Here is a 23,978-nt window from a genome sequence, read left to right as displayed (position 1 = left end):
GATGAATTCCCTGAAGACGTCCTCCGAGAGTCAGCCTGGCCGCTTGATGGCGCTGCTTGCCAATGCGGTATGGTGGCTGATACTGGTTGTGCTGGTGCTGCTGGCTCTCTATGCCGGCATAGGTAGGCAACTTACCCAAAACGTGGATTCTTTCCGGGACGAGCTTTCTCAAGAGCTTTCTGCCCGTCTGGGCCACGACGTGAGTATTGGTAGTCTGTCTTCGCGCTGGTTCTGGCTCGATCCCTCCTTTACCGCACAAGACATAGAAGTCACCAATCCGGACTCCGGTGACCGGGTTGTAAGCCTGCAGCATTTGACCATTCGCTTTGATGCGGTTGCATCGTTGATGCGTTTCAGAATTGTATTCGAGGATTTTGAAGCTGACGGGCTTGAGTTAACACTGAACCAGCAGGGCAGTGGTGAAGTGGGTGTGCGGGGGGCTGATATTCCGGAGCCCCTGAACAATCGTTTCCGGGACTGGCTCAGAATTTCCGGGAAATGGTTGTCGGACCCTTACATAAAAGTTACCCGTGTGAACCTGGGTATTCGCGACAACCAGGGCCAACTCCGCTTTCTCGATATTCCCCAGCTTGATCTGATGTATCAGCAAGGTTTGTTCCGGGCATCTGGCAGAGCTATGCGGTCCGCGACTACTCAACAGCTGGCCAGTTTTACCCTTGTAGGAAAACAGTTCTTCCGTGGTGATTTCAGTGGTCAGCTCTATCTCAGCGTAGATTCCGGGCGCTTGTTTGATGGACTGATAGATGAATACCAGTGGCGAGATATTCGTGTGGAAGGCTTTGATCTGGGTGGTGAGGCATGGCTAACCTTCCGCAAAGGAGTTTTGCAACAGGTCAGCGGCACCGTAAGAACACCCTACTTGCAACTGGGCGTTGCCGGGGAGTCGCTGGCACCACTGGAAGACATTCGTGCCCGTTTTGGCTGGCGCCGGCACCATGCTGTGATGGTGAACCCGGAGGAGAGCGGTGATCGGCCAGAGACTATTGGCGAGTGGCATCTGAAACAGCTCGCCTGGACCTGGAACGGGGACCAGGTACCGCCCTTCAGCTTGAGGCTGGTTCCAGAGCCACAGGGTATTACCATCACCGCCGATGCCATGCCTTTGCGCCCGCTTCGACGCCTGACAGGCACTCTGCCATTATTGCCGCCAGTGGCCAGTGACGCTTTGGAGAACTATCGTCCTTCAGGGTTTCTGGATGGTGTGACAATCCGTGTTCCGGGGAGTGACGACAATAGCTTTGAATTCTCCGGGCGGCTCCGGGATGTTGGCGCGGCTGCCTATGGTGGTGCGCCAGCCGTGCGCGGAGTGAACGGTTTTATATATGTTGACCAGAGTACTGGCTACGTTCGGGCTCGCGCGGGCGCCCGCCCGGTGACTCTTTCTTTCCCGGAACTGTTCAGCAGTGAGTGGTCCCTGCCAGAATTCTTCGCGACAGTAGCCTGGCGTATGGATGGGCCAGTCACCCGTGTTTATGCAGACGATATTCGCATGAGTTATGGCAGTGGCACCCAGTTGAACGGCGCTTTCGATTTGAAACTGGATCAGGAGGGTGAGGACAATCTCGGTCTCCGTGTTGGCGTCGAGAATGGCGAAGCCTCCATGCTGGCCGCTTTTGTTCCTGAGAAGATCGTGGATGCTGGGCTCTATGAGTGGTTGACTACGTCCATAACAAAGGCAGACATAACGTCTGGTGTCTACTACGGCCATGGCCAAATCGGTAAAGATGCGCCCTCGGGCTCGTTTGTTTCCTCCATGTGGTATGAATTTGATAACGCCAGTGTTCGCTATGATAGCCAGTGGCCAGAGGTGACCGGCGCGCGCGGGCGTGTTGATATACAAAACGGCGATACGCTGGTTCATCTGGAGGCGGGAACCACTGGCGGCTTGGCGATAGATCCGAGCACTGTCGCCGTGATTCCGGAGGAGGAAGGCGCGCTTGTGCAGGTGAATGTTTCTGCGCCTGTGGCGGCAGATTCCATCAGCTATTGGCTGGCCAACAGTCCTTTTGGCGCCATGGTTGGGTCTGAGGCTGCAAAGCTGCAGTACGGCGGCGATTACAAACTCGATCTGTCGATAGATTTGCCTCTCAAGGACGATGCATCACCCTTGGTTGAAGCTAATGTCCGCACCGGTAATGGCTCGATAGCCTATCCTGGCACGGACCTGCTTTGGGACAGGATTACAGGAGCGTTGACGTACCATTCAACAAAGGGTTTTTCCGGAGCGCCCTTGAGTGCCCACTTTCTGGACGAGCCAGTCAAGGTGGCGTTTAGTCAGCCCGACACGCCGCAGGCACTGCGGATTGAGCAAACGGGAACGTTATCTGTAGCCAAAGCGTTTAGTCAGGCAGGGCTTGTAGATTCCCGGAAAGTGAGTAGTAGCGGCTCTGGTGGCAGCCAGTATGGCCTTAAAGGCGAGTTTGACTACTCTGCCCGGCTGGATGTTATAGCGGCAAGCCCCCCAAGAATAACGCTTCGTTCCAGTCTTGAAGGGCTTTCTGTCGACTGGCCAGACCCCTTTTCAAAAAAGGCAGGTGAGGCCGCGCCGCTCCTGGCGGAGATAGATACCGGAAACGAGCAAGGTTTGGGTATTTCAGGAACCTGGGAGAATCGCGCTACCTTCGATCTTTTGTTGAAGAACTCCGGTGTTGAGCTGACCTTTGGTGAACTCTATCTTGGGGAACAGATCCTCAGAAACATAGAGCTGGAGGCTTTTGATCTTGGCGACCGCTGGGTTTTGAGCACGCAGTCAGAGCGGGCGGTTGGCCGGATTGATATCCCGAATGATAATAGTCTTGTAACTGCTGATTTTGCAGTGGTGCAGCTGGTTCGGGACGAGACTGCAGCCAGGGATGCGCCAGAACTCTTGACCATAGAGCAGCAACTTGAAGCCTTCCGCGCAATGGATATGGAGAGCTGGCCAGATGTAGATGTTGCCATATCCAATTTGCGCCTTAACGATGACAGCTTGGGGCGTTGGTCTTTTCAGCTTCGACCTGAGCGTCAGAAGCTCAACGTCCATGGCATTGAAGGCCACCTGAAGTCCATTACACTGCAGGGCGATATGACCTGGAGTGTTGTAAATAATCGGGAAACCAGTCAGTTTTCGGGTTCTGTCACGGGGGGAGCGTTGGCGGACCTGGATGGGCTTTTCGATACCGAAATACCTTTATCGAACAAGCAAACCAACATTGAGCTCGATCTGGAATGGCCAGGGCGGCCTGATGAATTTGACCTGGCAAGTCTCAGCGGAAACGTCAGCTTTCGCCTGGATGATGGCGTAATTCTGGAGAGCAACAATAGTGCGCAGGTGTTCAGGATATTCAACCTGCTCAACTCCGATACGCTATGGCGCAGGCTCAAGCTGGATTTTTCGGATCTGTATAAACGTGGCGTAGCCTTTGATGCAATCTCGGGCAAGGCGCGCCTGGAGGATGGCCTGCTGACAATGGATCCGGAGCTGCAGGTGGTTGGCCCTTCAGGAGCGTTCAAGCTCAGCGGAAGCACTAATCTGGCGGACGAGGTGTTCGATATGCGCCTGGTTGTGGTTCTGCCACTCACCCAGAACCTGCCTCTGGCTGCATTACTGATGGGTGCCGGTGCACCCATTGGTGGAGCGCTATTCGTTTTGGATAAGGTGCTGGGAGACCCGCTCAGCAGGCTCACCAGCGCCACCTACAATGTGACCGGCCCCTGGGATGAGCCTAAAGTCGATTTGCGCAGTGTGTTTGACACAGGCAAGTAGCCTGGGCCGATGCCACCATCAGGCTTCAGCTTCGTCAACGCACTCCCGCAAGTAGCGGAACAGCTTGCGGGCTTGCCCGGTGTTTTTCTGCTTTTCCAGGTCTTTGCGGGCATTGCGAACAAGATTGCGCAAATGCTGTATGTCGGCACCAGGACAGTAGTTGAAGAATTCTCCGGCAACCGAGTCGCCCTCGGCAATCATCCGGTCGCGCCAGCGCTCAGCCAGGTGGTGGCGACGAGTATGCTCTTCACTTCCCGAATCGAACGCATCAATAGCTCGCTCAACTGCTTCCGGGTCATCTTCCTGCCGGATAATCTTGCCAATATACTGCAGGTGGCGGCGCTTGGCTTCGTTTTGCTTGATTCTGCGAGACTCTTCAATGGCACGTCTCAGAGTGTCGCTAATGGTTAGCGTATCAAGCTGTTCGTTGCTCAGGTCCAGCATGCGCTTGCCAATGCCCTGAAGCGCATGCATTTCCCGCTTGAGTTGGGACTTGCTTGGGCCCGAGTATTGCGGAGCCTCGTCTTCGTGGTCGTCGATCATGTTTTCATCCAGGTTTTTCGGTTCACGCGTAAAAAATAGTCGCCAGGCCAAGAAATGACATGAAACCGACCACATCTGTGACGGTTGTCAGTATAACGCTGCCTGCCAGTGCCGGGTCGATGTCACGGGATTTCAGGAACAGCGGTAATACGGTACCCACCAGCGCGGCGGCAACCAGGTTAATAATCAGAGCAGCAGCAATAATGGCGCCTATTAACAAATCCTGAAACCAGGCGGTTGCTGCGGCGGCTACCACGCCGGCCCAAAGTATGCCGTTGAGAATACCGGAAAGAAACTCCCGGTTCAGCAACCAGCCCACATTGGTCCCGCTGATCTGCCCGACTGCCATGCCCCGGATAACCAGGGTGAGGGTCTGGCTACCAGCGATTCCGCCCATGCTGGCTACTATGGGCATGAGCACAGCCAGGGCAACCACCTTCTCGATGGTGTCTTCGAACAGGCCAATAACGCCAGAAGCGATGAAAGCCGTGATCAGGTTAACGCCCAGCCAGATCGCCCTGCGCCGTGTGGTTTTCCAGACCGGAGCAAAGGTGTCTTCATCATCATCCAGACCGGCCATACTCATCAGTGAATGATCTGCATCCTCACGGATAACATCTACCACGTCATCGATGGTGATCCGGCCCAGTAGATGGCCTTCCTGGTTTACAACCGGCGCAGAAATAAGGTCGTAACGTTCAAACAGGGTGGCCACCTTGGTATCTGAGAGCGCGACGGGAATCGGCTCTATATCTGTATCCATAACCTCCCGAACAGTTGCCGCCTGGTTTGAAACAAGCATCTTGGTTATTGGCAGCATCCCGATAAATTCATCGCGCCGGCTCACTACAATCAGGCTGTCGGTCATCGGGGGCAGCGCCCGGTGCCGACGCAGATAACGCAATACCACATCAATGCTGATATCAGGACGCACGGTAATGGTGTCCGTGTTCATCAGGCCGCCGGCGGTGTCTTCCGGGTAGGACAGGACTTCCTCAACCCGTTGGCGATCCTGCTCGTCCATGGTGTCCAGAACTTCCTGGATCACCTTGTCTGGCAGTTGTTGCAGAAGGTCGGCGAGATCGTCGGACTCGAAGTCCTCAATAATATCGGCCAGTTCCTGGGCGTTCAGTCGGCTCAGATACTCTGCGCGTATGTCCTCGTTAAGGTACTGGAGAACATCGCCTTCGAGCTGTTTGTCTACCAGGTTCCAGAGCAAGGCACGCTGGCGTGGTGGTGATGATTCAAGCAAGTGCGCGATATCACTGGGGCTAAGGCCACCATTGAGAATACGGGCAACCTGTTTCAGCGCACCACTGTCCAGCGCTTCGCTCAGTGAGCGGAGGCGTTGGCGGGCTTGGCTTTTTTCCAGAATATCGGACATGAATCACCTGCAGTCAGAAAACGCCTGCATTATAACGGAGTTAGCCGCAGCACGTGAGAAAGAGTTACAGGGATACGCCAGGAAAAATGGGCAGTTGAGGCAATTAAGAGTGGCTTACTCGCCTTCGCCAAAATAGTCATTGATCAATTCTGAGAGGGCTTCTATAGCTTTTTCTTCATCCGGGCCGTCGGCCACCAGTTCAACCTCTGTGCCTTTGCTGGCAGCGAGCATCATTACATGCATGATGTTTTTGGCATCCACTTCGCGCCCTTTGCCGCAGATTCTCACGGAGCTGTCGAACTGCGAAGCCGTGGCCACCAGCTTGGCAGTGGCGCGGGCATGAAGTCCAAGCTTGTTGATGATGACAATGGGGTGGCGTATCACAGCAGGTCAGATCTCTTTCCGGGCCTGCAGGTGAGGCAGTTCGGCATGGCGTACCTGCACATTGCTGCAGGATTTGCGGAAGTGCCTCCCCAGCTGTTCGCAGATATACACTGAGCGGTGCTGGCCGCCGGTGCAACCAATAGAAATGGTCATGTAGCTGCGGTTACTGTCCGCAAAAGATGGAATCCAGCTTTCCAGAAACCCGATCAAATCGTTTACCATCTTGCTGCTGTCAGGCTCAGCCTCGAGAAATTCGATAACAGGCTGATCAAGTCCGGTAAACTTGCGCAAACTATGGTCCCAGTAGGGATTGGGCAGGCAGCGCACATCGAATACATAATCAGAGTCCAGCGGCACACCGTGCTTGAATCCGAAAGACTGGAAAAGTAGCGCGAGTTCCTGGTCTTTGCGGCCGGCAACCCGTTGCTTCACCATGTCCCGTAGCTCATACATCGACAGCCCTTTGGTGTTGATGTGCAAATCCGCGAGTTTTGAAAGTGGCTCAAGCAGCTCTTTTTCGTTGCTGATAGCCTCTCTAAGGGAGGTTTTGTCGTCGCTCAGGGGGTGCTTGCGCCGGGTGGCGTGAAACCGTTGCAGGAGAGACTGCTCATCGGCATCCAGGTAGATAACCTCAACCTGAATATCATCTCGCCGGAGCTTGCGATGAATCTCTTCGAAATTGGCCAGCTCGCTAGAGAGGTTTCGGGCATCAATGCTGACGGCCATTTTATCCAGCCGCCCCGGTGCTGGCTGGTTTGCGGCTTCCCGTGTCAGGGGGAACAGCAACCCGATTGGCAGGTTATCAATGCAGTAGTATCCCAGGTCTTCCAGTACGTGCAGAGCGGTACTCTTGCCGGAACCTGACCGGCCACTGACAATGATCAGTTTCATAGTGAAATAACCTGTTGCCCGAATGGATGTCAGCCGCTTGTGGCGGTCATGCGTTGGAACAGTGTTTGTGCATCTTCACACTGTCGGAGAGCGTCGCAGAATGAGCGCTCGTTAAATTTTTCAGCGAGCTGGCTAAGCAGCTCAAGATGCTCGCTGGTGGCTTCTTTGGGCACAATAAGTGCGAACAGAAGGTCCACTGGCTGGTTGTCTATAGCGTCGAATTCGACAGCTTCTTCCAGAGTCATCAGCACGCCGATAACCTGCTCAAGGCCTTCGAGGCGACAATGGGGAATGGCTATCCCCTGGCCAATTCCAGTGCTGCCAAGCCGCTCCCGGGCAATCAGATTATTGAAGATCTGACTTTCGTTGACCGAATCGTTGTGTTCCCGAATCTGCTCGGCAATGGTCTCCAGAACCCGCTTTTTACTTGATGCGGGAACATTGCACAGAGTCAGCTCCGGCACAAGGATGTTGTCTATTGTCAGAGTTGTGTCGCTCATGAATCGACCGCGCTTCCGTGAAAAAAGCTGCGACGCGTAGTTCGCGTCGCAGCTTGATTAGATGACATGCCTGAAAACACTCGCCTAGCGGGCGGTGTGTCCCTGCATCCTGTCTACAGTCTTTTCTTTATGCTTGAGGATCTGACGATCAAGCTTGTCGACGAGTCCGTCGATGGCTGCGTACATATCCTCATTTTCCGCCTTTGCGTGAATCTCACCACCAACCACGTGGAGCGTCGCATCTGCAATCTGCCGAACCTTATCTACTTCCAATGTTACCTGGCAGTTACTGATGTGGTCGAAGTGCCGCTCGAGTCGTTCAAACTTCTCGGCTACATAGTCTTTCAGAGCGGGTGTCAGCTCTACGTGACGGCCTGAAATGTTGAGTTGCATAGACGTCTCCTGTTGTCATCCTTTCCGGCTCAGGGAGCCGGTCTGAGTGCTGGCGCATGGCTGCACCAGCGAAAACCATTTGCTGCGCCGGATTTAAACCAGTCGCTTGCGTTCATTTGAGGGCGGAATGTTCATGGCTTCGCGGTATTTTGCAACAGTGCGTCGCGCCACTTTGATTCCTTCTTCTCCCAGCATGGCTGCAATTTTGTTATCACTCAACGGCTTTTTCGGTGTTTCTGCAGCAATGAGCTTTTTGATCATTGCCCGAATGGCTGTTGATGAGCATTCTCCGCCCTCATCGGTACTGACGTGGCTGGAGAAAAAATATTTCAGCTCGAAAACGCCCCTCGGTGTATGCATGTATTTCTGCGTAGTCACACGGGAAATGGTCGATTCGTGCATTTCCACAAGCTGGGCAATATCCGACAGGATCAGCGGTTTCATCGCTTCTTCACCGTGATCCAGAAAACCCTGCTGATATTCAACAATCCGGGTTGCTACCTTCAGCAGTGTTTCGTTGCGGCTTTGGAGGCTCTTGATGAACCATTTTGCCTCCTGAAGCTGGTCGCGCAGATAGGTGTTGTCTGCGCTGCTATCCGCACGTTTTATTAATGAAGCATAGCTGGCATTCACGCGTATGCGCGGCGCAATTTCCGGATTTAGCTCAACACGCCAGCGGTCATTGTGTTTGCGCACGATAACATCGGGAATCACGTAGTCCGGCTCTGTGCGATCAATGATGTCACCGGGGCGCGGGTTGAGGCTGGTAATAAGTGCCAGCACATCGCGCAACTGGTCTTCCTTAAGGCGGCTGCGGCGAAGCAGCTGGGCGTAATCACGGTTGCCCAGCAGGTTTATATAATGTGTGATTACCAGCTTTGCCTGGGCAAGCCAGGGTGTCTCTGGTGGCAATTGGTTGAGTTGAATCAGCAGGCAATCCTGGAGATCTCGCGCAAACACCCCGGGAGGATCGAAGAACTGCAGCCGGCGCAGCACTGCTTCGACTTCGTCCATCTCCAGGGGGTCGTCATCCGTATCGTTCGTCAGGCCGCTGTAGATCTCTTCCAAAGGGCTTGTGAGGTAGCCCTGCTCGTCTACGGCGTCCATAAGAGCGTGAGCAATGGCCTGATCCCGCTCGCCAAAGGGAGTGAGGTTCAATTGCCACTCAAGATGGTCCCGAAGGGTTTCACTAGGGGAATTGCGGGTCTCGAAATCGTGGTCGCTTTCGTCTTCGTTGCGCGCTGCCGGAGCAGGGGCGGACTGATAGATGTCGTCCCACGCGGTATCTACGGGCAGGTCGTCAGGAATCGTGTCGGGTATTTCATTTTCGGTTTGCCAGTCGGGGCCGTTCTCGCTTTCATCCCAGTCAGAACTGGATGAATCGGGGGCTGTCTCTGAACTGGTGTCGTTTGAGGTGTTGTCCTTGTCCTGCTCGTTATCCGCAGTGGATGTGTCGATCTGATCGTCATCATCCTGGGATTCCAGCAGTGGATTGGATTCCAGCGCTTGCTGGATTTCCTGCTGGAGGTCGAGGGTTGATAGCTGTAGAAGCCTGATCGCCTGTTGCAGCTGGGGCGTCATGGTCAGGCTTTGACCCAGCTTTAATTGTAATGAGGCTTTCATAACCATCGCTCAGGATCCGTCACTTATACCCGCTCTGAATTTCTTGCTACGGCTAAAAATTCTTTATGTGTCGGCCACTTGCCGCCATTAAAAGTTATCCTAGCAAGTTCTCTGCCGAGTTTACTTGCTCCGGGTCAGCAAAACAATCGAGCGGGCATGCCGTCATACCGAAAACATGGCTTAGAGTCGGAATTCGTTGCCAAGATAAACCTCTTTTACTTGCTGGTTGGCCAGGATGGTTTCGGCATTTCCAGAAGCAATAATGTGCCCGCCAGATACGATGTAAGCGTTCTCGCAGATATCCAGAGTTTCCCGCACGTTGTGGTCGGTGATCAGCACACCAATGCCCTTGTCCCGGAGATGGCGGATAATCTGTTTGATATCGCTGACAGAAATGGGGTCTACTCCGGCAAAGGGCTCGTCCAGAAGAATGAAGGCGGGCTCCATGGCCAGGGCGCGGGCAATCTCCACCCGGCGCCTTTCCCCTCCAGAAAGAGCCATGCCCACGCTGTCACGGATGTGGGTGATATGGAACTCTTCCAGCAGTTGCTCAACTTTATCCAGACGCTCGGCTCGGCTCAGGTTCTTGCGGGTTTCCAGAATTGCCATGATATTGTCGCGCACTGATAGTTTGCGGAACACGGAAGCCTCCTGAGGCAGGTAACCAATGCCTTTGCGCGCCCGACCATGCATGGGTAGGGAGGTGATGTCCTGGCTATCGATGGTGATACGGCCATTATCTGCGTTCACCAGCCCGACTATCATGTAAAAACAGGTGGTTTTGCCAGCTCCGTTTGGCCCCAGAAGGCCAACGATTTCACCGCTGCGAATTTCAAGCGACACATCGATGACGACTTTCTTTTGCTTATAGCTTTTTGCCAGGTTACTCGCTCTGAGGACTGCCATCGGATTCCTGTTTACTGTAGTCAGCTGTTATTGGGTGGAGTCTGTGCTGTTGCCTCGGGGCTGGATAACCATCTCTACCCGTCCGGGGCCGGCTCCGGTATCCTCGCCGCCTTCCGCCGTAACCACTCGTTGTTCAGTGTCGTAATGAATGATATCGCCGCGAAATACGTTGCCATTCTGCTCAATCACCGCTTCACGTTCAAAGGTGAGCTGTTTGTCAGTGGCAGACCAGGTAATGTTTTTTGCTTTGGCATCGGTTTCGCCCTCACCGCTGGTAACGGGCTGCTGATAGCGGGCAGGAGAGCCGCTGGCCTCGATGCGGTTAAGGCCGTCGGCGCTGCGATAGAGAACCACACGTTCAGCGGACAAGCGGGTTTTACCTTGGGCCAGTTCAACCGCACCTGTGTAGATGGCAATGCCTTTGCCATCGTCCAGGCGAGCGCTGTCGGCGCTCACGGTAATGGGCTGGTCGGAGTCAAGGTCAAAGGCTGTCGCTGAATTCATAAGGCCTGCCGCGAGAACGGTGGCAAGAAGCCTGCGCACAGAATTATTTAACGGTTTCATAGCGTCCTTCCACCTGGGAATTCAGTTCCAGAATGCGTTCGTTGATCCACGCTTTCATGCCCTTTGCCCGAGTTGTGCCAAGGGTGTCGGTGATTGTTACCGGGTCATCGGTATAAACCATGCCCTGCTTGTTATCCAGCGTAAGGCTTTCGGTGTTCAGTGTTGCCTCCCGGTCGCCTATTGTTCGCACCACCCGAACGTTTCCCGCAAGGTTGAGCAGGTCATCGTTCTGGCGCAGGGTGCCATTCTCGGCATTCAAAATCCACGGGCCTTCTCCGGTAGCGCCAAACAGTTCAGCGCTGGGCGACTCCATTGCAGCCAGGTTGCCTTCTTCGAATTGCTCTATCCGCGGGCTTGTAAATACAATCTTGCGCTGGCCGCTCTCATCGTAAGAAGTGTAGTTGCCGTTAATCACGAATCCGTCAGGCTCTGTTTCGCCACGGAGCTGCCTGGCATCACTGTAGCTGCTGAGCGGGGGCTCATCGCTTTGCCACAGCAGAAATGCGGTCGCTACTATGGTTATGGCGAGCCCGAGCATGCGCAGCCGAGGCCTGTTTGCCAAGGCCAGTCTTGAGAGCAAGCTGCTTTTTGCGCTCTCTTCCATTTTTATGACTCCAGGTAAGGCGTCAGTGTAGCGTTCAGGTGCCCCCCGGCTGTCAGCAGGAGGTCACACAATTCCCGCACAGCGCCACTGCCTCCTGTCGCGTGTGTGCAGTAATCCGCGTGCTCCTTAACCAGCCAGTACCCATTGGGCACCGTAACGCCGAGGCCTGCGTAGCGAATGGCGGGCAAATCTGGTAAGTCGTCGCCCATATAGGCAATGTTTTCCGGCGCGATGCCCAGAGTGCTGACCAGCTCCTGCAGCGCGATTTTCTTGTCTTCCCGGCCCTGCATCAGGTGCGTGATTTTCAGGTCGTTCATGCGTTTTTCGGTCAGTGGCGAACTGCGACCGGTAATGACGGCTACGGTGATTCCCGCGGCCATCAGTTGCTTCAGCCCCAGCCCATCGAGAATATTGAACCCTTTGAGTTCATCACCGTTTGCGCTGAAGTAGATTTTGCCATCACTCATGATGCCATCAACATCCAGGGCAACGAGCTTGATGCCCGCAGCTTTCCCCAGCAGGGATTCCGGCCAGAGTTTTTGCAGTGGGCTTTTCAGTTCGTCCATCATGATGCCTTTAATTTGTTCTTTAGATCACGCCAGCGCGAAGAAGGTCGTGCATATTGATTGCACCAACCAGGGCGCCGTCTGCATCGGTTACCGGCAGGGCACTGATTTTAAGGCCTTCCATCACGTTAAGCGCTTCTGCCGCCAGTTGGTCTGGCTGGATGGTTCTGCCGTTGCGTGTCATCACGTCTCGAATAGGGGTGACGTGTACATCTATAGATTTATCCAAAGTGCGGCGCAGGTCCCCATCGGTGAAAATGCCCGTCATGGTGCCATTGGGATTCACCACTGTGGTCATGCCAAGTCCCTTGCGGGAAATTTCAAGCAAGGCTCCGCTCAATGTCGTGTCTTCATCGACGATGGGTATACGATCGCCGGTGTGCATTATGTCAGACACCCTGAGCAGCAGCTTGCGGCCAAGGCTGCCGCCGGGGTGGGAGAATGCAAAATCTTCTGCGCTGAAGCCCCGCGCCTCCAGCAAGGCAACGGCTAGTGCATCGCCCATGACCAGAGTTGCGGTTGTGCTGGAAGTGGGTGCCAAACCGAGTGGGCAAGCTTCTGTCTCAACGCTGACATCCAGATTTGCGACGGCTTCTTTTGCGAGGGTAGATGTGGGGTTTCCCGTCATGCTGATCAGGGGGGCGCCCATGCGTTTGATCAAAGGCAAAATGGTAACCACTTCGCTGGTATTGCCGCTGTTTGAAATGGCAATAACCACGTCCTGGCTGGTAATCATGCCCATATCGCCGTGGCTGGCTTCGCCCGGGTGAACAAAAAACGAGGGTGTTCCGGTGCTTGCCAGGGTGGCTGCGATCTTGTGGCCTATGTGGCCCGATTTGCCCATGCCGGTTACGACTACCCGGCCTTTGCAGGCCATGATGACTTCGCAGGCACGTATAAAGTGATCATCAATGCGGTGTTCAAGAGCGCTGATGGCATCTCTTTCTATTCGGATAGCCTGAAGTGCGGGAGTACGGAAATCGTATGTTCTCTTTTCAGTCATCGGGCTAAAAACCTGCTTTTTCGTTGGCACTGTTTGTATGAAAAGACTTGGTGCTATCTATGTGAAAATAGAAGGGTGCGATTAGATTAGCGGAGTATAACATTTCCCGCGAGCTGATCAGTCTGGTTACCGTAAGTTAAACCGACTGGTCAGTAAAACTGATCATTGCTATCAATTCATTTTGGGAACCATTGATTGAGCTTGAGGGCTCCTTGACATAATGTAGCCGCTCCCTGAAGGCATAACGGTCAGGCGTTGAGAGCTTAGGCTGCGGGGTGAAGGCTAAAAGCTATGGGCTGAAAGGTAAGGAATATGGGGTTGGACTCGTACATTACATTGAAGGACGTTGTGTTTTCGCGTTCTGATCGCCGCATTTTTAATGGTGTGTCCGTGGAGATTCCCCGGGGGAAAATCACCGCTGTTATGGGGCCTAGTGGCAGTGGTAAAACCACATTGCTTCGCTTGGTAGGTGGCCAGCTCCGGCCGGATTCAGGCAGCATTATTGTAGATGGCCAACCGATCGGTGAGCTTCGCCGGAAGGAGCTTTACAAGTTCCGGGAAAAAATGGGCATGCTGTTCCAGAGTGGTGCGCTGTTTACTGATTTGAGTGTCTACGAGAACGTGGCGTTCCCTATGCGAGTGCACACCAAACTGCCGGAAGACATGATTAACGACATAGTGTTGATGAAACTGGAGGCAGTTGGCCTGCGCGGCGCCCGCAAGCTCATGCCCTCTGAGCTTTCCGGCGGTATGAATAGGCGCGTGGCTCTTGCTCGCAGTATTGCTCTGGACCCGGAGCTTATCATGTATGACGAGCCCTTCGCCGGGCAAGACCCTATCGGCATGGGCGTTCTGGTGAAACTGATTCGTGATCTGAACAGCTCCATGGGGCTCACCAGTGTCCTTGTGTCCCATGATGTTCAGGAGTCCCTGAGCATTTGTCATTACGCATGCATTATTGCAGACGGTAAAGTGATTGGGGCTGGCACGCCCTCCGAATTGCAGGATCACCCGTCTGAGCAGGTACAACAGTTTTTGAATGGGCATCCGGATGGCCCTGTGCCATTCCATTACCCATCTTCAGCGGCAACTGAAGATTTCGGGCTTGCAGGAGGTGTCTCTTGATCGACAGAATTGCTTCCTTCGGGCGCAGTGGGACAGACCTTGTTGTTTCCATAGGTCGCGCTGGTCGTTTTCTGGCGGGGGTGCTGTCAGGCGTTCCGCGCCCGATAACCGGCTTTCCTCTATTGATGAAGCAGCTGTACTCTGTAGGTGTGCTGTCGCTTGCGATCATAGTGGTTTCTGGTTTGTTTATCGGTATGGTGCTGGGCCTGCAGGGCTATACCATACTCAGTGATTTTGGCTCCGAAGCCGCCATCGGCCAGATGATTGCGCTTACCTTGGTACGTGAACTCGGGCCTGTAGTAACTGCGTTGCTGTTTGCCGGGCGTGCCGGTTCGGCGCTGACCGCTGAAATTGGCCTGATGAAGGCAACAGAGCAGCTTTCCAGCATGGAAATGATGGGCGTAGACCCCTTGCGACGGGTAATTGCCCCCCGGCTCTGGGCTGGTTTTATCGCTATGCCGGTACTGGCCATCATCTTTTCCATGGTGGGTATCTGGGGTGGCATGCTGGTAGGCGTTGAGTGGCTTGGTGTTTTTGAAGGCTCCTACTGGGGCAACATGCAGGCGTCTGTCGATTTCCGGGACGACGTAGTGAATGGCATCATCAAAAGCGTTGTTTTCGGTTTTGTCTGCGCCTGGATTGCGGTTTACCAAGGTTATGATTGTGTGCCCACATCTGCAGGAATCAGCTCAGCTACCACCAAAACCGTGGTCTACTCTTCGCTGGCTGTTCTGGGGCTGGATTTTGTGCTGACTGCCGTAATGTTCGGCAACTTCTGATCAACGATTGACGAGATAACACCGGGAGCCGGTAATGACACAAAGAACAACGGACATCACAGTTGGCCTGTTTATGCTGGCTGGATTGGCAGCGCTGCTGTTTCTGGCACTTCAGGTAAGTGGGCTGTCCCCCAAATCTGCCAAAAGCACCTACACCATATACGCAGATTTTAACGACACCGGCGGTATTACGCCCCGCGGTAGGGTTTCCATGGCGGGTGTAACCGTTGGAAGCATTGATTCGATCACCCTGAACAAGGAAACCTTCCAGGCGCGGGTGGCCATGTCCATCCATGGCGACGTGAACAATATCCCGGCCGATAGCGCAGCAGTAATACGCACATCCGGACTGCTGGGTGAGCAGTATATTGATATATCCATCGGCGGTGATATGGAGTCACTTCAGCCGGGTGATACCTTCTATTCCACCCAGTCGGCCATGAATATTGAACGGCTGATCAGCAATTTTGCATCTGGCAAATAATCCAGATGAGAGACAGAGCAGGAGAAGCCCGATGATTGCGTTAACACAGCGATTTTTTCTCGCCTTTACACTGATGGCGCTTTGTGTGGCATCGGTTCAGGCGGGCCCGGAAGACGACTTGCAGCAATATGTCGATGAAAACACGCAGAAGTTAGTGAGAAAGCTGACCTCTGAGCGTGGTCTCTATGAGCGTGATCCTGAAGCTTTTTATCAGAATATGGACGATGCGCTGGAAGACTTCGTGGACTTCCGTCGGATCGCAGCCCGGGTAATGGGGCGCTATGCACGACAGGCAACGCCTGAACAACGGAACGAGTTCGTGGTCAAGTTCAAACGTAGCCTGTTTGATAGCTACGCGCAGGCGTTGATGAGCGCAGACAACTTCGAGATCAAGGTGCGGGGCGCTACGATTAATCCCGGTGACGACAACCGGGCGTCGGTAGCCATGGAAGTCATTACGGCATCTGGAAACCGTCATTCAGTGACCTATTCCATGTACCGCAAGGACGAAAGCAGCAACTGGATGATGGAAAACGTCATTGTTGAAGGGGTTAATATTGGTCTTTCCTTCCGGGACCGCTTTACCCAGGAGATGGAAGCCAATCGCGGACAGGTTGAGGTGGTTATTGATGGGTGGAGCGATGCGGTGAAATCCCTCAACCTGGAAGACGAAGTGAATAAATCATGAGCCCGGAAACACCGGCAGTTCGGCTGGAGGCAGGCGCGCTGTTTGTCTCCGGCGCGATTGATGCCCACAATGTTGCTCCCTTGCGGGCTGAAGGTGAGCGGCTTATCACTGCTGCCGGAAATAGCGTGGTAGTAGATCTTTCGGGCTTATCCACTACTCACAGCGTTATTCTCTCCATGCTGCTATGTTGGAGTCGGCTGGCGGAAAAGCAGGGGGTTGTATTGTCTTTTGTCGGTGCCCCTGATCGCCTCGTTTCTCTTGCCGCTTTGAGCAGCCTCGCAGATTGGTTACAATCGCGCCCCTGATTTCATAAATACCTGAGGAATTACTATGGACGCCACCGAAGTCACCAAGTTGGTCGAAGAAGCACTGCCCGGTTGTGAGGTGCAGGTACAGATCGACGGTAACCATTATATGGTGGTCGTTATAGGTGACGTTTTTGAAGGCCTGTCGAGCATCAAGCGGCAGCAGCTGATCAATAAAGCGCTATTCCAACAAATTATGGATGGCACTATTCACGCTCTTCACCCGAAACCCTTTACCCCGGCTGAATGGGCTGCGCGCAAAGGCTGAGCCTCTCGCACACAACAGGATTACTATTGTGGACAAACTTCTAATCCGGGGCCGTAAGCCTCTGGACGGCGAGATCCGGATCTCCGGCGCCAAAAACGCTGCGCTTCCTATTCTTGCCGCAACCCTGCTGGCAGATGAGCCGGTTACCGTTGGTAACCTGCCGCATCTGCATGACGTGACTACCATGATCGAGCTGCTGGGCCGCATGGGTGTGGATTTGATGATTGATGAGAAGATGAGCGTGGAGATTCACGCCAATACCATCAAGCATTTTCATGCGCCTTATGAGCTTGTTAAAACCATGCGCGCCTCCATTTTGGTGCTGGGGCCATTGGTCGCGCACTTTGGTGAAGCGGAAGTGTCTCTGCCAGGCGGCTGTGCCATTGGTAGCCGCCCGGTAAATCTGCATATTCAGGGCCTTGAGCAAATGGGCGCGGATATCAAGGTAGAGAATGGTTACATTCGAGCGAAAACGAATGGCCGCCTGAAAGGTGCGCACATCTTCATGGACGTGGTGACGGTAACCGGCACCGAAAACCTGTTGATGGCGGCAACTCTCGCAGATGGCAAAACCATCCTCGAAAATGCGGCTCGCGAACCGGAAGTGGTGGACCTGGCGGAGTGTCTTATTGCCATGGGTGCGAAAATCACCGGGCACGGCACTTCAACCATCGAAATTGAAGGCGTTGAGCGCCTGCATGGTTGCCACTACAACGTACTGCCAGACCGTATCGAAACCGGAACCTATCTGGTAGCGGCGGCAGCCACCGGCGGCCGGGTGAAGCTGAAAGATACTCGTGCAGATTTGTTGGACGCAGTAATGCTCAAGCTGGAAGAAGCTGGCGCTCACATCACCTCCGGCCCCGATTGGATCGAGCTGGACATGAAAGGCAAGCGCCCGAAGGCGGTTAATATTCGCACAGCGCCTTACCCGGCTTTTCCGACCGATATGCAGGCTCAGTTTGCCGCTATGAACGCAGTGTCAGAAGGCACGGGTACCATCATCGAGACGGTGTTCGAGAACCGCTTCATGCACCTGCAGGAACTGACCCGTATGGGTGCTGACATCACGCTGGAAGGCAATGCCGCGATTATAAAAGGCGTTGACCACCTGACGGGTGCTCCGGTTATGGCAACGGACTTGCGAGCCTCTGCCAGCCTTGTTATCGCAGGCTTGATGGCAGAGGGAGATACGATTATTGATCGTATCTACCATATTGATCGCGGGTACGAGTGCATTGAAGAGAAGCTGCAACTGCTCGGCGCCAGCATCCGCCGCTTGCCAGCGTGACAGACATAAACGGGAAACCGGAAGGACGCATGACAGATTCCATCACCATCGCCCTGTCGAAGGGGCGAATCCTGGAAGAAACCCTGCCACTGCTGGCAGAAGCCGGGATTGAGCTGATTGACGATATCAAGAAATCCCGGAAACTGGTGTTCCCCACCACAGATCCGGATGTGCGTGTGCTCATTCTCCGCGCCACCGATGTGCCTACCTATGTGCAGTACGGTGGTGCTGATTTGGGAGTGACAGGGAAAGATGTGCTGATGGAGCATGGCGGCGGAGGGCTCTACGAGCCTCTGGATTTGAATATTGCCCGCTGCCGGCTGATGACCGCAGGGCCCAAAGGCGAAAAGCCGCCGGTAGGGCGTATCCGTGTAGCGACCAAGTTCGTCAACATGGCCCGTCGGTATTACGCTACGCAAGGTCGACAAGCCGATATCATCAAGCTTTACGGTGCGATGGAGTTGGCGCCGATTCTCGGGCTGGCAGATGAGATCGTCGATATTGTGGACACGGGTAATACCTTGAAGGCCAATGGTCTGGAAGCCCGCGAACTGATTGATCACATCAGCACAAGGCTCGTGGTTAACCGAGCTTCCATGAAAATGAAGCACCAGCAAATTAACCCCATTATTGAAAAGATGGCCGCCGCCGTCGAAAAACGCAGATAAAGTTCATAATCCAAAGCAGGATTTGAGAAATGACCGTTAACATCAAACGATTGAACGCTTCCCAGGCAGACTTTGACAGTCAGTTGGCCACGCTTTTGGCATGGGACGACAGTGTTGATCATCAGGTGAACGAGTCGGTACGTCATATCCTGCATGAGGTTAAAACCCGTGGTGACAAGGCTGTTCTTGAGTTTACGGAGAAGTTTGATCGGCTGAATGTTGCTAGCGTTGCAGAGCTGGAAATGAGTCAGGCTCGTTTACGGCAAGCCTTGAAAACAATTCCAGAAGATCAACGCGTGGCACTGCAGCAAGCAGCTGAACGTGTTCGGGATTACCACGAGCGTCAGGATCAGAAGTCCTGGCAGTATCAGGACGAAGACGGCACGGTGCTGGGCCAGAAGGTTACGCCATTGGATCGCGCCGGGTTATATGTGCCTGGTGGCAAGGCTGCCTATCCGTCTTCCGTGCTGATGAACGCCATTCCCGCGAAAGTAGCGGGCGTAGCAGAAGTTATCATGGTAGTGCCTACCCCGGATGGCGTGGTGAATGATCTGGTACTGGCTGCTGCGGCGATAGCAGGCGTTGACCGTGTATTTACGGTGGGTGGCGCTCAAGCCGTTGGCGCGCTGGCCTACGGCACGGAAACCATCCCGGCGGTCGACAAAATCGTTGGCCCCGGCAACATATACGTAGCCACGGCTAAACGCGAAGTCTTCGGCACCGTCGGCATCGACATGATCGCGGGCCCCTCGGAAATCCTCGTGATTTGCGACGGCAAAACCGATCCCGACTGGATCGCCATGGATTTGTTCTCCCAAGCCGAACACGACGAACAAGCCCAGTCCATACTGATCAGCCCGGACGCAGACTTCCTCAATGCTGTAGAAGCCAGCATCAACAAGTTGCTCCCCACCATGGAGCGCGCCGACATCATCCGCACCTCCATGACTGACCGCGCAGCGCTGATTCACGTTGCAGACCTGAGCGAAGCCGCAAAAGTCTCCAACCGCATAGCGCCTGAACACCTGGAGCTATCCGTAGAAAACCCGGAAGCCCTGCTGGAAGAAATCCGCCACGCCGGCGCTATCTTCATGGGCCGATACACCGCCGAAGCTCTGGGCGATTACTGCGCTGGGCCGAACCACGTATTACCGACAAGTGGCACCGCCAGGTTCTCCTCGCCGCTGGGTGTTTACGACTTCCAGAAGCGTTCATCCATCATCGGTTTCAGCGCCAAGGGCGCCGACCGGATGGGGCGAGTCGCGTCGGTGTTGGCTAGAGGCGAGGGGCTTACTGCCCATGCACGCTCAGCTGAGTATCGGATTAAGAACGATTAGTTTTGGTCAGTTTCAAAATGACCCGAAATGCATGAATATATCACCTTAATCTGCAGGCAGTTGGGACAGTATTTGCTCCGGGAATGTCGGAGGCCATGGACGGCCGGAGACAAGCGCACATGGATGTGCTCGTAGCGGTTCCCGGAGCAAATACTGTCCCAGCTGCCGTCTCCATTGGAGCAAAAAAATGAGTAAATTCTGGAGCCCCCTGGTCAAGAGCCTGGTTCCTTATGTACCAGGCGAACAACCAAAAATGGCCAACCTGGTAAAACTGAATACCAACGAAAACCCATTTGGCCCATCGCCAAAGGTAATTGAGGCCATCCAATCTGAACTCAGTGACAGCCTGCGTCTCTACCCGGATCCCGAAGGCGAAAGCCTGCGCCAGACCATCGCCGGCTATCACAACGTAAAGCCCGAGCAAGTCTTTTTAGGCAATGGCTCCGATGAAGTCCTGGCCCACATATTCTACGCACTGTTCCAGCACGGCCAGCCCGTGCTCTTCCCGGATGTAACCTACAGCTTCTACCCGGTGTACTGCGGCCTTTACAACATCGAAGGCAAAACAGTACCCCTCACAGACAGCTTTGAAATCAACCCGGAAGATTACAAACAGCCGAACGGTGGAATCATCTTCCCCAACCCCAACGCGCCTACCGGTCGTTACCTTGGGCTGGAACACGTAGAGGCCATCCTTCAGGCCAACTCCGAGCGTGTTGTCGTAGTCGACGAAGCCTATATCGACTTCGGCGGCGAATCCTCCATCAAGCTTGTGGACCAATATCCCAATTTGTTGGTGTGCCAGACTCTCTCCAAAGCCCGATCATTGGCTGGCTTGCGGGTTGGCTTCGCCATCGGTCACCCGGATTTGATCGACGCACTTAACCGCGTTAAAGACAGCTTCAATAGCTACCCGCTGGACAGACTTGCACAGGCGGGCGCAAAAGCCGCCTACGAAGATGAGGCCTGGTTTCAGAAGTCTTGCAATGGTGTGATTTCTGAGCGGGAGCGTGTTACTGAGGCTCTGGAAGGTTTGAACTTTGAAGTCTTGCCGTCTATGGCCAACTTCGTTTTTGCCCGCCACAAAGAGAAATCAGGTGATAGCTTGTCTAAGGCTCTAAGGGAGCAAGGAATTATAGTTCGTCACTTCAATAAGCCAAGAATCAGCGAGTTTTTGCGGATCACCATCGGTACTCCAGTACAAAATGACGCACTAATTACCGGCCTTAAAACCCTGTAAACGACCAAAGGCTGATCGAGGCTGGCAGGGCGGAGTCTAACGAAAAGAGGATAAACCATGGCCCCCCGTGACAAAATTCTCGCCAAACTCAGCGAATGGCTAAACCCAAGCGAATTCCAGGACTACTGCCCAAACGGCCTGCAAGTCGAAGGAAAAAGTGAGATCAACACCATCGTCACCGGCGTAACCGCCTCCCGTGATCTCATCGAAGCCGCCATCGCCGCAAACGCAGACATGCTGATCGTTCACCACGGCTACTTCTGGAAAGGTGAAGATCAAGCCATCCGGGGCATGAAGCGTGAACGCCTCAAACGCCTGCTGGATAACGACATCAACCTGCTGGCCTACCACCTCCCATTGGACGACCATCCTGAATACGGCAACAACCGACAGTTAGCGGATATCCTCGGTATTGAAAACCCAAGGCCGTTAAACGGTCTGGTTTGGGAAGGTGAGCTCAATGAGCCAATGAGCCCGGAAAAATTCAGCCAGCACATCGCAAGAGCGCTACACCGGGAACCCCTGCGAGTCGGTAACGGCAAAGCAGAAATCAAACGGGTAGGGTGGTGTACAGGTGCTGCGCAAGGATTCATCAACACAGCAATTGATGCAGGCCTCGATGCCTACATCAGTGGTGAAATCTCCGAGCCGACTACGCATACGGCCCGGGAGTGTGGTATTCACTATTACGCCGCCGGCCACCACGCAACAGAGAGATATGGTGTGAAAGCACTGGGGGCGGCACTAGAAAAAGAATTCGGGATCAAGCACCGCTTCATTGATTGCGATAATCCGGTATAACAAAGCGGAGCAAACTATTAGCGGCAGCAGGCGAAATCAAGCCTCTGCCGACTTGCCACCCTTCTTGAGCCCGAAGTCTTCAGACAAGGTTCCGGATGTCTTTGGCGCGTAATCCCTGGGAGGCTCGGCACCATCTTCGCTGACTTCCTCGAGGCGCTTGCGAGAGGTTTCCTCAGCCAGTTCAGCCATCCACTCTTCATCGTTACACAGGCGGTTGGCTCCGCGGGCCATGTGCTGGTTTACATCACGGTAGGCATCGTTAAAGCGGCGTAGCAAGTGAGCTGACTCCATAAAATGCTCGTTCACCTGTGCCTGGTAGCGAGTGTACTCGTTACGCACTTCTTCGGCCTGCTGCTCAGCACGGCGCTGCCGAAGCGTGGAACCTTGCCCCGAGCGGCCAAAAATCGCTCCGATGACAATGCCAACAATCAATGCGGCAATCGCTGCCAGAATCAGGTTTGTCATATGATATCTCGTCCTGTTGCCTTAAAAATGAGCAAATCCATAGAGGGCAGTATAGCGCCCGCAGCTTCATCAGCCCATGCCTGAATACTGCGCCAATCGTCGTATTGCCCGGCGGGTCTTCCGCGTGGCGAAAAAAACGCAGATGCGCGATAATACGCCGCCCAAAATCAACGATCTGACTCCGGGATTTCCTGATGACAGCCTCTACGCCTTCTTTAGTCACCGCAAACCAGACACCATGGCAGCGTTACCAAGCGGATCTTGAGCGCCCGGAGTTTTTAAAGGACGCGGCGCAGGCGGATGCGGTTCAGCGTCTTCAGTTACTCTACGATAAACTGGTGGAAGCGGAAAGCGAACGTGGCAAAGCGGTAACAAAATTGCGGCGCAAGTTGAAAAAAGGCCGGGAGGAGCCCGTTAAGGGGCTATATTTTTGGGGTGGCGTTGGCCGCGGTAAAACCTACCTGATGGACACCTTTTTTGAGTCGTTGCCATTCGAGCGTAAGATGCGAGTGCATTTTCACCGCTTTATGCAGCGAGTTCACCAAGAGCTGAAAAACTTCAAAGGCGAGAAAAATCCACTGGATCTGGTTGCAAAAAAGTTCGCCAATGAAACCCGCGTAATCTGTTTTGATGAGTTTTTTGTTTCTGATATCGGCGATGCAATGATCCTGGCGACGCTAATGGACGGCCTGTTCAAGCGGGGCGTTACTTTGGTGTGCACGTCCAACATAGTGCCCGATGGCCTCTACAAAGACGGCTTGCAGAGAGCCCGCTTTCTTCCCGCTATTGCGCTTGTGAATAAATATACTGATGTGGTGAACGTCGACGGCGGTGTGGATTATCGTTTGCGGACTCTGGAGCAGGCGGAGCTCTACCACTCACCCCTGGGTGAAGAGGCGGATGCCAGCTTGCGTAAGAGCTTTGATGCCCTGGCGGTAGAGGCGGGCAAACACAGTAAATCCATGGAGATCAACGGCCGTAAAATCCCCGCGCAGGCTCATGCTGACGATGTGGTCTGGTTTGATTTCAAGGATGTGTGCGACGGCCCACGCAGCCAGAATGATTACATTGAAATGGCGCGCCAGTTTCACGCTATCATCGTCAGCAATGTGCCTGTGCTTGGGGGTGAAAAAGACGACCAATCCCGACGCTTCGTGAACATGATCGACGAGTTTTACGACCGCAACGTGAAGGTCATCATTTCTGCGGCGGCTCCCATTACCGAGCTTTATTCCGGCGGCCGGTTGAGCTTCGAGTTTGAGCGAACGGAATCCCGTCTTCTGGAAATGCAGTCCCAGGAATATCTCGAAGCACCCCATAAGCCCTAAACCAGCAAAAATCCATCAAAAGCAAAGTGGTTGCATCTACAAATGTTGTCTATAGTGAAGGCGTGCGAGTAA

The 23,978-nt window shown here is 54.1% G+C and carries 26 protein-coding genes; 13 read left to right on the top strand and 13 right to left on the bottom strand.

The features are described 5' to 3' along the window. Position 1: 1 nt before the first annotated feature. Positions 2-3,766 (top strand): YhdP family protein, encoded by a 3,765-nt coding sequence (locus tag FE848_RS09260; RefSeq protein WP_200202521.1) that lies wholly within the window; start codon positions 2-4, stop codon positions 3,764-3,766. Between the two features lie 18 nt (positions 3,767-3,784). Here FE848_RS09260 and yjgA read toward each other — a convergent pair whose 3' ends face one another. The 12 genes from yjgA to FE848_RS09200 all read right to left on the bottom strand — a co-directional run bounded on the left by yjgA (position 3,785) and on the right by FE848_RS09200 (position 13,127). Beyond that, positions 3,785-4,306, bottom strand: a complete 522-nt coding sequence (gene yjgA / locus FE848_RS09255; RefSeq protein ID WP_200202774.1) for a ribosome biogenesis factor YjgA — start codon at positions 4,304-4,306, stop codon at positions 3,785-3,787. A 25-nt stretch (positions 4,307-4,331) separates the two neighbouring features. Beyond that, positions 4,332-5,693 (bottom strand): magnesium transporter, encoded by a 1,362-nt coding sequence (mgtE, locus tag FE848_RS09250; RefSeq protein ID WP_200202520.1) that lies wholly within the window; start codon positions 5,691-5,693, stop codon positions 4,332-4,334. 114 nt (positions 5,694-5,807) lie between these two features. Next, positions 5,808-6,077, bottom strand: a complete 270-nt coding sequence (locus FE848_RS09245) for an HPr family phosphocarrier protein (RefSeq protein WP_200202519.1) — start codon at positions 6,075-6,077, stop codon at positions 5,808-5,810. A gap of 6 nt (positions 6,078-6,083) precedes the next feature. Continuing rightward, positions 6,084-6,968, bottom strand: coding sequence for an RNase adapter RapZ (gene rapZ, locus FE848_RS09240; protein ID WP_200202518.1), 885 nt, complete (start codon positions 6,966-6,968; stop codon positions 6,084-6,086). 29 nt (positions 6,969-6,997) lie between these two features. Next, positions 6,998-7,468: a PTS IIA-like nitrogen regulatory protein PtsN gene (gene ptsN / locus FE848_RS09235; RefSeq protein WP_200202517.1), complete on the bottom strand. Its 471-nt coding sequence runs from the start codon at positions 7,466-7,468 to the stop codon at positions 6,998-7,000. Between the two features lie 84 nt (positions 7,469-7,552). Further along, entirely contained in the window at positions 7,553-7,861 is a 309-nt protein-coding gene (gene hpf, locus FE848_RS09230; protein ID WP_200202516.1) for a ribosome hibernation promoting factor, read from the bottom strand. A 93-nt stretch (positions 7,862-7,954) separates the two neighbouring features. Continuing rightward, on the bottom strand, positions 7,955-9,490 hold the full coding sequence (locus tag FE848_RS09225) for an RNA polymerase factor sigma-54 (protein ID WP_265091908.1): 1,536 nt from the start codon (positions 9,488-9,490) through the stop codon (positions 7,955-7,957). A gap of 174 nt (positions 9,491-9,664) precedes the next feature. After that, positions 9,665-10,390, bottom strand: a complete 726-nt coding sequence (lptB, locus tag FE848_RS09220) for an LPS export ABC transporter ATP-binding protein (RefSeq protein ID WP_200202514.1) — start codon at positions 10,388-10,390, stop codon at positions 9,665-9,667. A gap of 27 nt (positions 10,391-10,417) precedes the next feature. Then, positions 10,418-10,954: a lipopolysaccharide transport periplasmic protein LptA gene (gene lptA, locus FE848_RS09215; protein WP_200202513.1), complete on the bottom strand. Its 537-nt coding sequence runs from the start codon at positions 10,952-10,954 to the stop codon at positions 10,418-10,420. Further along, a complete protein-coding gene (lptC, locus tag FE848_RS09210; protein ID WP_200202512.1) occupies positions 10,938-11,558 on the bottom strand; it encodes an LPS export ABC transporter periplasmic protein LptC in 621 nt (206 codons plus the stop codon). The genes lptA and lptC overlap by 17 nt, the downstream gene beginning before the upstream one ends. A 2-nt stretch (positions 11,559-11,560) precedes the next feature. Then, on the bottom strand, positions 11,561-12,124 hold the full coding sequence (locus FE848_RS09205; RefSeq protein ID WP_200202511.1) for a KdsC family phosphatase: 564 nt from the start codon (positions 12,122-12,124) through the stop codon (positions 11,561-11,563). Positions 12,125-12,146: 22 nt separating this feature from the next. Further along, a complete protein-coding gene (locus FE848_RS09200; RefSeq protein ID WP_200202510.1) occupies positions 12,147-13,127 on the bottom strand; it encodes a KpsF/GutQ family sugar-phosphate isomerase in 981 nt (326 codons plus the stop codon). A 312-nt stretch (positions 13,128-13,439) separates the two neighbouring features. Here FE848_RS09200 and FE848_RS09195 point away from each other — a divergent pair, with 312 nt between their 5' ends. From FE848_RS09195 to FE848_RS09145, 11 genes are all read left to right on the top strand, one after another. Then, entirely contained in the window at positions 13,440-14,252 is an 813-nt protein-coding gene (locus FE848_RS09195; RefSeq protein WP_200202509.1) for an ABC transporter ATP-binding protein, read from the top strand. Next, a complete protein-coding gene (gene mlaE / locus FE848_RS09190) occupies positions 14,249-15,031 on the top strand; it encodes a lipid asymmetry maintenance ABC transporter permease subunit MlaE (RefSeq protein WP_200202508.1) in 783 nt (260 codons plus the stop codon). The genes FE848_RS09195 and mlaE overlap by 4 nt, the downstream gene beginning before the upstream one ends. Before the next feature lie 34 nt (positions 15,032-15,065). Beyond that, positions 15,066-15,515, top strand: coding sequence for an outer membrane lipid asymmetry maintenance protein MlaD (mlaD, locus tag FE848_RS09185; protein WP_200202507.1), 450 nt, complete (start codon positions 15,066-15,068; stop codon positions 15,513-15,515). 31 nt (positions 15,516-15,546) lie between these two features. Beyond that, a complete protein-coding gene (locus FE848_RS09180; protein WP_200202506.1) occupies positions 15,547-16,203 on the top strand; it encodes a phospholipid-binding protein MlaC in 657 nt (218 codons plus the stop codon). Then, positions 16,200-16,508, top strand: coding sequence for a lipid asymmetry maintenance protein MlaB (locus FE848_RS09175; protein ID WP_200202505.1), 309 nt, complete (start codon positions 16,200-16,202; stop codon positions 16,506-16,508). Before FE848_RS09180 ends, FE848_RS09175 begins: the two co-directional genes overlap by 4 nt. A gap of 25 nt (positions 16,509-16,533) precedes the next feature. Beyond that, on the top strand, positions 16,534-16,776 hold the full coding sequence (locus FE848_RS09170) for a BolA family protein (RefSeq protein WP_200202504.1): 243 nt from the start codon (positions 16,534-16,536) through the stop codon (positions 16,774-16,776). A gap of 28 nt (positions 16,777-16,804) precedes the next feature. After that, positions 16,805-18,067: a UDP-N-acetylglucosamine 1-carboxyvinyltransferase gene (gene murA / locus FE848_RS09165; RefSeq protein ID WP_200202503.1), complete on the top strand. Its 1,263-nt coding sequence runs from the start codon at positions 16,805-16,807 to the stop codon at positions 18,065-18,067. 29 nt (positions 18,068-18,096) lie between these two features. Then, on the top strand, positions 18,097-18,735 hold the full coding sequence (gene hisG, locus FE848_RS09160; protein ID WP_200202502.1) for an ATP phosphoribosyltransferase: 639 nt from the start codon (positions 18,097-18,099) through the stop codon (positions 18,733-18,735). Between the two features lie 29 nt (positions 18,736-18,764). Further along, positions 18,765-20,072, top strand: a complete 1,308-nt coding sequence (gene hisD / locus FE848_RS09155) for a histidinol dehydrogenase (protein ID WP_200202501.1) — start codon at positions 18,765-18,767, stop codon at positions 20,070-20,072. Positions 20,073-20,259: 187 nt separating this feature from the next. Then, entirely contained in the window at positions 20,260-21,312 is a 1,053-nt protein-coding gene (gene hisC, locus FE848_RS09150) for a histidinol-phosphate transaminase (protein WP_200202500.1), read from the top strand. Positions 21,313-21,369: 57 nt separating this feature from the next. After that, positions 21,370-22,113, top strand: a complete 744-nt coding sequence (locus FE848_RS09145; protein WP_200202499.1) for a Nif3-like dinuclear metal center hexameric protein — start codon at positions 21,370-21,372, stop codon at positions 22,111-22,113. Positions 22,114-22,149: 36 nt separating this feature from the next. Here the strand turns inward: FE848_RS09145 and FE848_RS09140 are convergent, their stop codons facing one another. After that, the gene (locus tag FE848_RS09140; protein ID WP_200202498.1) at positions 22,150-22,578 is read right to left on the bottom strand and encodes a YhcB family protein; all 429 of its coding nucleotides are present in this window, start codon (positions 22,576-22,578) and stop codon (positions 22,150-22,152) included. A gap of 194 nt (positions 22,579-22,772) precedes the next feature. Here FE848_RS09140 and zapE point away from each other — a divergent pair, with 194 nt between their 5' ends. Next, positions 22,773-23,906 (top strand): cell division protein ZapE, encoded by a 1,134-nt coding sequence (zapE, locus tag FE848_RS09135; RefSeq protein ID WP_200202497.1) that lies wholly within the window; start codon positions 22,773-22,775, stop codon positions 23,904-23,906. Positions 23,907-23,978: the final 72 nt, after the last annotated feature.

The organism is Marinobacter sp. 1-3A, assembly GCF_016597775.1.
Classification (GTDB): domain Bacteria; phylum Pseudomonadota; class Gammaproteobacteria; order Pseudomonadales; family Oleiphilaceae; genus Marinobacter; species Marinobacter xiaoshiensis.
This window is presented reverse-complemented; position numbering and strand designations above follow the sequence as displayed.

What these genes read in the sequence shown, in the direction of transcription:
- FE848_RS09260 (WP_200202521.1), top strand. Translation starts at nt 2, where the DNA reads ATGAATTCCCTGAAGACGTCCTCCGAGAGTCAGCCTGGCCGCTTGATG.
- mgtE (WP_200202520.1), bottom strand. Translation starts at nt 5,693, where the DNA reads ATGTCCGATATTCTGGAAAAAAGCCAAGCCCGCCAACGCCTCCGCTCA.
- rapZ (WP_200202518.1), bottom strand. Translation starts at nt 6,968, where the DNA reads ATGAAACTGATCATTGTCAGTGGCCGGTCAGGTTCCGGCAAGAGTACC.
- ptsN (WP_200202517.1), bottom strand. Translation starts at nt 7,468, where the DNA reads ATGAGCGACACAACTCTGACAATAGACAACATCCTTGTGCCGGAGCTG.
- hpf (WP_200202516.1), bottom strand. Translation starts at nt 7,861, where the DNA reads ATGCAACTCAACATTTCAGGCCGTCACGTAGAGCTGACACCCGCTCTG.
- FE848_RS09225 (WP_265091908.1), bottom strand. Translation starts at nt 9,490, where the DNA reads ATGGTTATGAAAGCCTCATTACAATTAAAGCTGGGTCAAAGCCTGACC.
- lptB (WP_200202514.1), bottom strand. Translation starts at nt 10,390, where the DNA reads ATGGCAGTCCTCAGAGCGAGTAACCTGGCAAAAAGCTATAAGCAAAAG.
- lptA (WP_200202513.1), bottom strand. Translation starts at nt 10,954, where the DNA reads ATGAAACCGTTAAATAATTCTGTGCGCAGGCTTCTTGCCACCGTTCTC.
- lptC (WP_200202512.1), bottom strand. Translation starts at nt 11,558, where the DNA reads ATGGAAGAGAGCGCAAAAAGCAGCTTGCTCTCAAGACTGGCCTTGGCA.
- FE848_RS09205 (WP_200202511.1), bottom strand. Translation starts at nt 12,124, where the DNA reads ATGGACGAACTGAAAAGCCCACTGCAAAAACTCTGGCCGGAATCCCTG.
- FE848_RS09200 (WP_200202510.1), bottom strand. Translation starts at nt 13,127, where the DNA reads ATGACTGAAAAGAGAACATACGATTTCCGTACTCCCGCACTTCAGGCT.
- FE848_RS09195 (WP_200202509.1), top strand. Translation starts at nt 13,440, where the DNA reads ATGGGGTTGGACTCGTACATTACATTGAAGGACGTTGTGTTTTCGCGT.
- mlaD (WP_200202507.1), top strand. Translation starts at nt 15,066, where the DNA reads ATGACACAAAGAACAACGGACATCACAGTTGGCCTGTTTATGCTGGCT.
- FE848_RS09180 (WP_200202506.1), top strand. Translation starts at nt 15,547, where the DNA reads ATGATTGCGTTAACACAGCGATTTTTTCTCGCCTTTACACTGATGGCG.
- FE848_RS09175 (WP_200202505.1), top strand. Translation starts at nt 16,200, where the DNA reads ATGAGCCCGGAAACACCGGCAGTTCGGCTGGAGGCAGGCGCGCTGTTT.
- FE848_RS09170 (WP_200202504.1), top strand. Translation starts at nt 16,534, where the DNA reads ATGGACGCCACCGAAGTCACCAAGTTGGTCGAAGAAGCACTGCCCGGT.
- hisG (WP_200202502.1), top strand. Translation starts at nt 18,097, where the DNA reads ATGACAGATTCCATCACCATCGCCCTGTCGAAGGGGCGAATCCTGGAA.
- hisD (WP_200202501.1), top strand. Translation starts at nt 18,765, where the DNA reads ATGACCGTTAACATCAAACGATTGAACGCTTCCCAGGCAGACTTTGAC.
- hisC (WP_200202500.1), top strand. Translation starts at nt 20,260, where the DNA reads ATGAGTAAATTCTGGAGCCCCCTGGTCAAGAGCCTGGTTCCTTATGTA.
- FE848_RS09145 (WP_200202499.1), top strand. Translation starts at nt 21,370, where the DNA reads ATGGCCCCCCGTGACAAAATTCTCGCCAAACTCAGCGAATGGCTAAAC.
- FE848_RS09140 (WP_200202498.1), bottom strand. Translation starts at nt 22,578, where the DNA reads ATGACAAACCTGATTCTGGCAGCGATTGCCGCATTGATTGTTGGCATT.
- zapE (WP_200202497.1), top strand. Translation starts at nt 22,773, where the DNA reads ATGACAGCCTCTACGCCTTCTTTAGTCACCGCAAACCAGACACCATGG.